This is a genomic window from Streptomyces sp. YS-3, from assembly GCF_045257485.1.
Classification (GTDB): Bacteria; Actinomycetota; Actinomycetes; order Streptomycetales; family Streptomycetaceae; genus Streptomyces.
The window spans coordinates 1-8961 of sequence record NZ_JBJHPC010000289.1 but is presented as its reverse complement, the minus strand read 5'-3'; the positions used below and the strand labels follow the sequence as shown (position 1 = coordinate 8961).

At 73.9% G+C, this 8961-nt stretch carries 7 protein-coding genes; 4 read left to right on the top strand and 3 right to left on the bottom strand.

Annotation, left to right across the window (positions count from 1 at the left end; genetic code table 11):
- Positions 1 to 97 precede the first annotated feature (97 nt).
- Together ACJA3G_RS22215 and ACJA3G_RS22210 are read right to left on the bottom strand one after the other, a co-directional pair.
- A complete protein-coding gene (locus tag ACJA3G_RS22215; protein WP_406554780.1) occupies positions 98 to 1162 on the bottom strand; it encodes an SDR family NAD(P)-dependent oxidoreductase in 1065 nt (354 codons plus the stop codon).
- A 34-nt stretch (positions 1163 to 1196) separates the two neighbouring features.
- Entirely contained in the window at positions 1197 to 2567 is a 1371-nt protein-coding gene (locus ACJA3G_RS22210; protein ID WP_406554779.1) for an amidase, read from the bottom strand.
- A gap of 296 nt (positions 2568 to 2863) precedes the next feature.
- Between ACJA3G_RS22210 and ACJA3G_RS22205 the strand changes: the two genes are divergently transcribed.
- Complete coding sequence (locus ACJA3G_RS22205) at positions 2864 to 3454, top strand: hypothetical protein (protein ID WP_406554778.1); 591 nt, start codon at positions 2864 to 2866, stop codon at positions 3452 to 3454.
- Between the two features lie 119 nt (positions 3455 to 3573).
- The gene (locus tag ACJA3G_RS22200) at positions 3574 to 5088 is read left to right on the top strand and encodes an alpha/beta hydrolase (protein ID WP_406554777.1); all 1515 of its coding nucleotides are present in this window, start codon (positions 3574 to 3576) and stop codon (positions 5086 to 5088) included.
- An 82-nt stretch (positions 5089 to 5170) separates the two neighbouring features.
- Here ACJA3G_RS22200 and ACJA3G_RS22195 read toward each other — a convergent pair whose 3' ends face one another.
- Positions 5171 to 6193 carry a helix-turn-helix domain-containing protein gene (locus tag ACJA3G_RS22195; protein WP_406554776.1) on the bottom strand — a complete coding sequence of 341 codons (1023 nt, stop codon included), beginning with the start codon at positions 6191 to 6193 and terminating at the stop codon, positions 5171 to 5173.
- A 52-nt stretch (positions 6194 to 6245) separates the two neighbouring features.
- Between ACJA3G_RS22195 and ACJA3G_RS22190 the strand changes: the two genes are divergently transcribed.
- Positions 6246 to 6668, top strand: a complete 423-nt coding sequence (locus ACJA3G_RS22190; protein WP_406554775.1) for a cupin domain-containing protein — start codon at positions 6246 to 6248, stop codon at positions 6666 to 6668.
- 196 nt (positions 6669 to 6864) lie between these two features.
- Positions 6865 to 8670, top strand: a complete 1806-nt coding sequence (locus ACJA3G_RS22185; RefSeq protein ID WP_406554774.1) for a S8 family peptidase — start codon at positions 6865 to 6867, stop codon at positions 8668 to 8670.
- Positions 8671 to 8961 lie beyond the last annotated feature (291 nt).

Here is an 8961-nt window from a genome sequence, read left to right as displayed (position 1 = left end):
GGCGGGGTGAGGGCGGAGGCAGGGGCACGGGCGGCGCCGGGGGCGGAGGCGGTTCGGGCCCGCCGGAGGGCGACACCCGAACCGCGCCCCTCCCTCGTCAGACGCCCGGTGCGAACGCGTCCACCCCGGTCAGTTCGGCGGAGAGCCGCCACAGCCGGGCGGCCTGGACCGGGTCGGTGGCGTGGGTGCTGACGCCGGGGGTGAGTTCGTCGCGCCCCACCTCACCGCCCGTCGGGCCGCTGCCCGGGACCGCGGGCTCGGCCACGTCGCAGTCCTCGCAGTAAACCCCGCCCAGACCCGCCAGCCGCGGCGAGGTCGCCGCCCACACCTGGGTCGCCGCGCCCTGCCGCGGTGTCTTGAACGAGCCGGCCACGTTCCCCTCCTCGTCGACCCACCCCGCGTCGAGCATCTCCTCGCGCGAGACGTGCCGCGTCAGGGGCGTGAGGATCTCGCCGGGGTGCAGTGCGAAGGCCCGTACCCCCGCGTCCCGTCCCAGCGCGTCCAGATGGACGGCGAAGAGCACATTGGCCGTCTTGGCCTGCCCGTAGGCCAGCCACTTGTCGTAGCCGCGCGCGAAGTGGACGTCGTCCCAGCCGATTCCGGCGAGCTGGTGGCCGCGCGAGGAGACCGCCACGACCCGCGCCCGGCCCGCCGTCAGCGCCGGCCAGAGGCGGTTGACCAGGGTGAAGTGGCCCAGGTGGTTGGTCGCGAACTGCGCCTCCCAGCCGGGCCCGACCCGGGTCTCGGGGCAGGCCATGACCCCCGCGTTGCCGATCATGATGTCGATGGCCCGGCCCGACGCCAGGAAGCGGTCGGCGAAGGCGCGGACGCTGTCCAGGTCGGACAGGTCCAGGGTGTCGACCTCGGCGCCGGGCCCGCCGTCCGCGCCGAGGAGTCCGGCCAGTGCCTCCCGCGCGGCGGCGGGCCGCCGCGCGGGTACCACCACCCGGGCCCCGGCGCCCACGAGCGCCCGCGTGGTCTCCAGGCCGAGCCCCGAGTAGCCGCCGGTGACGAGGGCGAGTCTGCCCGTGAGGTCGATGCCGCGCAGCACCTCCTGAGCCGTGCTGCGCTGTCCGAAGCCGGATTCGATCCTGCGCTGCGGTGTCGTCGCGTCGGGCGTACGAATTGGACGAGTCGGGCGGGATGCGGGATGTGCTGTCATGCGGCCGACGCTACGAATTGGAGTGCGCTCTCAGTCAAGCCCCGCCTCGACCGGTGACCGGCGCGGTGCGTTTCCAGGGGTCGGAGCCCTCCAACTGCGCCACCAGATCGAGGAGCTGGTGCTCCGAGCCCGGCCGGCCGACGAGCTGGACCGAACCCGGCAGGCCCGTGGGCAGCGAGCCGAACGGCATCGCGAGGGCCGGGTGACCCGAGAGGTTCCACGGCGGGGTCATGGGCGAACAGGCGGTGTTCACCAGGACGTTGGCCAGCCAGCCGCGCTCGTGCCACGCCTCGGCCGCCGGGCCGCGCCGGGCCAGCGCGGGCGTGAGCAGAACGTCGTACTCCCCGAAGAAGGGCGCGAGCCGCCGGTTCAGGGCCCCCCGGTGGTCCGCGCGCAGCATCCCGAGCCGTTCGGCGGCCCGCCCGATCGCCGCGTGGCGCCGGGTGCGCGGGGTCAGCAGACGCGGGTCGAGCCCCTCGGCGTCCTGCGCGGTGCCGCCCGTCCAGCGGGCCAGGACGACCGCGCCGAAGGTCAGCGGGTAGGGCGGGTGGGCGACGGACACCCGGTGCCCGGCCCCCGCGAGCGCCCGGGCCGCCCGGCGGGTGAGCGCGGTGTAGGCGCCGGTCACCCGCACCCCGGCGATCGGGCTGCGGGTGGAGACGGCGATCCTGAGCGGACGAGGCGGGCTCGCCGGCTCGTCGCCGGTGGGCGGTGTCTCGCCCGCCAGCACCGAGAACATCAGCCGCGCGTCGGCCGCCGTCGTCGCCAGCGGACCGTTCTCCGACATCCCGAACCAGCCACCGCCGAGTTCGGCGGGGACGCGCCCGGTGCCGGGCTTGAGGCCGACCAGACCGCAGTGCGCGGCCGGTATCCGCAGGGACCCCATGCCGTCGTTGCCGAGTGCGAGCGGCACCAGTCCCGCCGCGACCGCCGCCGCGCCGCCCCCGGACGAACCACCCGCCGTACGCGAGGGGTCCCAGGGGTTGCGGGCGATGCCGTGGACGCCGTCGGTGGTCCCGAAGACACACAGCTCCGGTACGTGCGTCAGCCCCACCACCACCGCGCCCGCCGCCCGCAGCCGCGCGACGGTGACATGGTCCTCGGCCGCGGGCCCCGCCGGGGTGGCCGCGGAGCCGTTGCGGGTCGACTCACCGCGTACCGGAAGGTTGTCCTTGACGGCCACGGGGACACCGGCCAGCGGCAGCCGGGCCAGATCGGTACGGGCACCGACCGCGTCCGCCTCCGCGAGCGCGGCGGTGGCGCGCACCACCCGGAACGCGCCGACGCGCCCGTTCCGCGCGGCGATCGCCGCCAGGTGGTCGGCGGCCACCTCACGCGGGGTGACCACCCTCTGCCGGACGGCCTCGGCTATCTCGACGGCGGTCCGGCCTGCCCACTTGGTCACGGTGGCTCCTCGGCGCTGCTGGCTCGGTCACGACAACGGGAGGCCACTGTGTACGACCCGTGTGTCTTCTGTCGATACCCATGGATCTTCGCCTTCGCCGCGGCCGGGCGGGCGGAGGCCTGGAGCGGGGACGTGGGACCGGGGCCGTACGGGCCATGTCGGCCCGGGCCCGCGCCTCGGCCCGCCCCGCACGTGGCCGCTTTGTCGGGAGCCGCCCTGACCTCGGATGATAGGAACCGGGCGGCCGGTGCGACCGTACGGACGCCCGTCGACCTCATCCCTGAACAGGAGTCCTCTTGCCCTCCCACCAGCCGCCCCGGCACACCTCCCGGACCCGTACCGGATCACGTGCCGTGGTGCTCGCCCTGGCCCTGCCCCTCCTCGCGGCCGTGGCCACCGCTCCGGTCCGGGCACAGCCGCGGACAGCACCGGTCGCCTCCCTCACCCATGTCCACCCGGCGCCCGCCACCGCCACCGTGACGGAGGGCCAGGTCAGGGAGGTGGCCCGGGGAGGGGTGCTCACCTACCCCTCCGTCACCAGCTGTCTGACCGTGACGGTACGGCTGCGCACCGGCGGACTGGTCGGCGCCCACGCCAGCCTGTTCCAGGTGCCGGGCGAACTGCGGTCCGACGAGATCCTGCCCGCGCTGCGCAAGGCCGTCGCGGGCCGCCCGGTCGCCGCCGTCGAGGTCCGGGGTGCGGTGGGCGCCTGGCACCCCGGCTACTTCACACGGGCGATCGAGGCATACGGCGAGGGGGAGGCGGTACCGCAGCCGGAGGGCCGGGACTTCGAGGGCCTGGCCCGGGCCGTCGCGCTCCGGCTGGGGCAGCCGCGCGCCGTCGTGACGGTCGAGGACGTGCCGGACGGCGACCAGATCGTGCGCTGACCCCGCCCACCCCCTCCGGCTGCCCGCAGAGAGGCCGGAGGGGGCCCGGGGGATAACCCCACCGCGGTCGGCCTGCCTGCCGGATGGGATCGCGGGAACCGCTCAACCACCCTTGTCCCATGACGACTTACCGCCACAGAGGCCTCGCGATCGCCCTCTCCCTCGCCGCCGCCACCACGGCCCTCACCGCCACCGCCGTCCCGGCGGCCCAGGCCCGCTCCGCCGGTACCGGGGCGCCCGCGCTCGACTGGAAACCCTGCGCCTTCGACGGCGCGGTGAGCGGGCAGGAGTGCGCCTCGCTGCCCGTGCCGCTCGACTACGCGCATCCGCAGGGCCCGGGCATCAGCGTCGCCGTGTCCCGGCTGCGCGGCCAGAACCCGGACAAGCGGCGCGGAGCACTGTTGGTGATCCCCGGCGGACCGGGCGGCTCCGGGCTGCGGCAACTGGCGGAGCAGGGAGCCGCACTGCGCACTGAGACCGGCGGCGCCTACGACCTCGTCAGCCTCGACCCGCGCGGTGTGGGCGCCAGCACCACGGCGAGCTGCGGGCTCTCCGCCGACGACCGCATGCTGGTGAACCTGCGGTCCTGGCCGGGACCGGGCGGCGACATCAGCGAGAACGTCGCCAGGTCCCGCCGCGTCGCCGAGGCCTGCGAGCGCAACGGGGGCGCGGTGCTGCGCAGCTTCACCTCCCGCAACGAGGTGCGCGACATCGACCGCTTCCGCCAGGCGCTCGGCGAGCGCAAGCTGTCGGCGTACGGCGTCTCGTACGGGACCTATGTGGGCGCGGTGTACGCGCAGACGTACCCGCAGCACACCGACCGCTGGGTGCTCGACAGCAGCGGCGACCCCGACCCGCGCCGCGTCGAGCGCGGCTGGCTGGCCAACATGGCACCGGCGGCCGACATCCGCTTCCCGGACTTCGCGGCCTGGGCCTCGGACCCGGACCGGGAGGCCGAAGGGCTGCGGCTGGCCCAACACGCCGCCGACGTAAGGCCGTTGGTCCTCGATCTCGCTGCGAAGCTCGACGCACGGCCGAGGAGGACGACCACGGACGGTGTCGCACTCACCGGCAACCAACTGCGCCAGGCGCTCCAGATGGCCCTCTACTCGGACGCGTCCTTCCCCATGCTGGCGCGGCTCATCCACCAGGCCCAGGACCCCAAGGCGACCCCGGTCCTGCCCGCTGCGCTCGCCCAGCCCCTGAGCGACCAGGACGCGGCGGCCACCGTCGCGGTGATCTGCAACGACGTGAGCTGGCCCAAGCCGGTACCCGGCTCCTACGAGCGGGCCGTCGCGGCCGACCGGGTCCGCCACCCGCTCACGGCGGGCAGCCCGGTCAACATCGTGCCGTGCGCCTTCTTCAAGGACGCGCCCGCCGAGAAGCCGGTCCGGATCACCGGTGACGGCCCGTCCAACGTGCTGATGATCCAGGGCCTGCGGGACCCCTCGACGCCGTACTTCGGCTCCCTGAAGATGCGTCAGGCCTGGGGCGGCCGGGCCCGGCTGGTCACGGTCGACCACGGCGGCCACGGGATGTACCTGGACAACGGCAACGCATGCGGCGACCGCGCGGTCACCACGTACCTCACCACGGGGGAGCGTCCGGCGAAGGACACGTACTGCGCGAGCTGACCCGGGCCCCGGAGAGACGGGTGCACGCGCGCGGGTGACTCCGCCGTATGCGGCCGGACGCCGTCCGGTCCCCGTCCCGCGGTCAGCCCGGCACGGGCGCCGGTTCCGGTCCGAAGCGCCGCCGGTACGCCGAGGGGCTCAGGCCCGTCTCGCGGCGCAGCCGGGACCGGAGGTTGGCGGCGGTGCCCAGGCCGCTGCGCCGGGCCACCACGTCGAGCCGCTGCTCACCCCGTTCGATGAGACGGCAGGCGAGGGCGATCCGCTCACCGGTGAGCCAGGCCAGCGGGGTGGTGCCGAGCTGGACGCGGAAGCGGCGGTGCAGGGTGGCGGGGCTGACGGCCGCGCGGCCGGCGAGGTCGGCCACGGTGAGGGGTGCGCCGAGCCGCTCCTGCGCCCAGGCGAGTACCGGCGCCAGCGACTCGTCGGGGGCGTCCGGAACCGGCCGCTCCACGAACTGCCGCTGCCCGCCGTCCCGGTGGGCGGCGAACACCAGCCGCCGGCTCACCGAGTTGGCCACCTCGGCCCCGTGGTCCCGGCGGACCAGGTGCAGCCCCAGGTCCAGGGCGGCGGCGCTCCCCGCGGAGGTGAGGATGTCACCGTCGTCCACGAACAGCACGTCCGGCCGCAGGTCGACCGAGGGGAAGCGGGCCCGGAACGTATCGGCCCACTGCCAGTGCGCGGTGGCCCGGCGCCCGTCGAGGACCCCGGCCTCGGCCAGGGTGAAGGCGCCACTGCACATCCCGACCAGCCGCGCCCCGCGCGCGTGCGCCCGCCGGACGGCGTCGAGGACGGCGGGACGCCGGGGCACCTCGGTATCCGGGCGGTTGGGCACGATCAGGGTGTCAGCGCTGTCGGCCGCGTCCAGCCCCGCGACCCCGGTGAGCGTGAAGAACCCGTCCCGCATCAGGGTGTCCGGCTCCGGGGCACACAGGGTGAAGTCGTAGAGCTCACGGCCGAGTTCGGGCCTGCGCAGCCCGAACACTTCGGTGACGCAGCCCAGCTCGAAGGGGTTGGAGTTCTCGTCGACGATCACGACGACCCGGTGGGTGCGCGACCCGTGCGACCCGTGCGTCCTGAGCGACCCGTGCGAGGAATCTTGCGGCATATGCGATTTCTAGCACTCACGGCGGGGCGGCGCCACGGCTGAGGATGGGGCCATGAGCAACCACCCCGTCACCGACCACACCCCCACCACCGACCTGCCCATCGCCCTCGACCGGGCGCTCGCCTCCTTCGACGCCCTGTGGAGCCCCCGCATCGTCACCCGCGTCAACGACTACGACGTACGCGTCGCCAAGGTCGAGGGTGAGCACATCTGGCACGTCCACGACCACACCGACGAGTTCTTCCTGGTGGTCGACGGGGAGTTGCACATCGCGCTGCGCGAGGACGGCGGTGAGCGGACCGTGACCCTGCCGGCCGGCTCGGTCTTCACCGTGCCGCGCGGCACCGAGCACAAACCCTCCGCGCCGTCCGGTGCCTCGATCCTCATGTTCGAGCCCGGCGGCACGCTCTCGGTGGGAGACCGCCACGAGGAGGTGCCCGCCCACGTCGACGCGACGGCCGGGCACGCCCTCTGACCACCCGCGTCCGCGCGGACGCGGGGCGGTGGCGGCGACGCTCCCGTCACGGACACGGTGTGAGTGCCGCAGATGAACACCCGTACCGCGAAAGACACTTCCCACCCCGGCCGATGATCTGACATCTTGCGTCCACCATTCGTTTCGTACGACCCGGTAGGTGCCACCCGTGCCTGTCGGGTCATCGGAGGACGCATTGACACCCCCCATATCCAGACGTCCCCGACGCCTTCTGGCCGGGGCCGCCGCCCTCGGAGCCGCGCTGGCCTTCGCGGCCCCCGCCCTCGCGAGCACCCAGCCCGTCTCACCCTCCGCCGGTCCCGCACCGGCCCGCGCGACCGCGCCGGTCACGGCCCGGAGCGCGGCGGCCTGGGCCGCGGGCACCCGCGCCTATCTGGTCATCACCGCCCCCGGTGACACCCCGGCGGTGCGCTCGGCCGTCACCGCCAACGGCGGCACCGTGTTCTCGTCCTTCGACGCGATCGGCGTCATCGTCGCCCACTCCGCCTCCGGCACCTTCGCCACCGCGATGCGGGGTGTGGGTGGAGTCCAGCAGGTCGGCGCCACCCGCACCGCGGACGTCCCGGCCGACGCCTACGACCCGGCGCCGCCCGCCAACCCGGCGCAGTCCAGCACCCCGGCCGGTGAGCCGGTGCGCTGGGACATGAGCCAGATCAAGGCCGACCAGGCCTGGGCCGTCTCCACCGGCTCGTCCTCGGTGAAGGTGGGCATCCTCGACACCGGTGTGGACGACCAGCACCAGGACCTCGCCGCCAACTTCGACGCCGCCGACTCGGTCTCCTGCGCCTACGGCAAGCCGGACACCCGAACCGGCGCCTGGCGTGACGTCGACAGCCACGGCACACACGTCGCCGGTACGGTCGCCGCCGCCAGGAACGGCAAGGGCGTCGTAGGCGTCGCCCCGGGGGTGAAGATCGCCTCGGTCCGTCTCGCGGAGCCGGGCTCCACGCTCTTCTACGCCGAGAACACCGTCTGCGGTCTGGTGTGGGCCGGCGACCACGGCTTCAAGGTCACCAACAACAGCTACTACACCGACCCGTGGCAGTTCAACTGCCCGGACAACGCCGACCAGGCCGCCATCATCGAAGGGGTGCGCCGCGCCCAGGAGTACGCCGAGAACAAGGGCTCCCTCCAGGTCGCCGCCGCGGGCAACTCCACCTACGACCTGGCGAACAAGACGACCGACACCGAGAGCCCCAACGACTCGACGCCCACCACCCGCCGTATCACCAACGCCTGCCTCGACATCCCGACCGAGCTGCCGGGCGTCGTCACCGTCTCGGCGATGGGCAGCGGCAACGTGAAGGCGTCCTACTCCAACTTCGGCAACGGCGTGATCGACGTCGCGGCCCCGGGCGGCGACGGCTCCAGCGGCGTCTACTCCACCCTGCCGGGCGGCAAGTACGGCACGAAGAGCGGCACTTCGATGGCCTCCCCGCACGTCGTGGGGGTGGCCGCGCTCCTGGCCGGCGCCAACCCGGGCATCACCCCGGCCCAGCTCCGCGACAAGCTGGCCGTCCAGGCCAACGACGTCCCCTGCCCGTCGGACAGCCGGTGCACCGGCACCACCGCGAAGAACGCGTTCTTCGGCGAGGGCCAGGTCGACGCGCTCAAGGCGGTCGGCGCCACCGTCCCGCCGGGGAAGTACTTCGAGAACACGGCCGATGTCGCCGTCGGCGACAACACCACCGTGGAGAGCCCCCTCACCGTCACCGGGGTGAGCGGCAACGCCCCGGCCGCGCTCAAGGTGGGGGTGAACATCGTGCACACCTACATCGGTGATCTGAAGGTCGACCTGGTCGCCCCCGACGGCACCGTGTACACCCTGCACAACCACACCGGCGGCAGCGCGGACGACATCCACCAGACGTACACCGTCGACGCCTCCGCGCGGGTGGCCAACGGCACCTGGAAACTGCGCGTCAACGACAACGCGGGCGGTGACACCGGCCGGATCGACAGCTGGAACCTGACGTTCTGAGGCCGCCGGGCCCGGCCCGCCGACGGAAAGGCCCGGGCGTCCACCCCCCCGAAGGGAGCGGACGCCCGGGCGTCGTGAACGTCACCGCACAGCGGTCAGGCCCGCGTCTCCGGGTCCAGGGCGGGCGGCCGGGCGGTGTCCCCGGAAGGCGTCAAGGCGCCCCGCACCCCTGTTGTTTCGCGCATGCCGCAGAGGGCGAATTTCCATCCAATCGGATGATTTTTGGCAACCTTGCTCGGTAAGTGGGGAGTTAGACAGCAAGGTATCGAACCTGTCCCTCGTCCCCGTCCC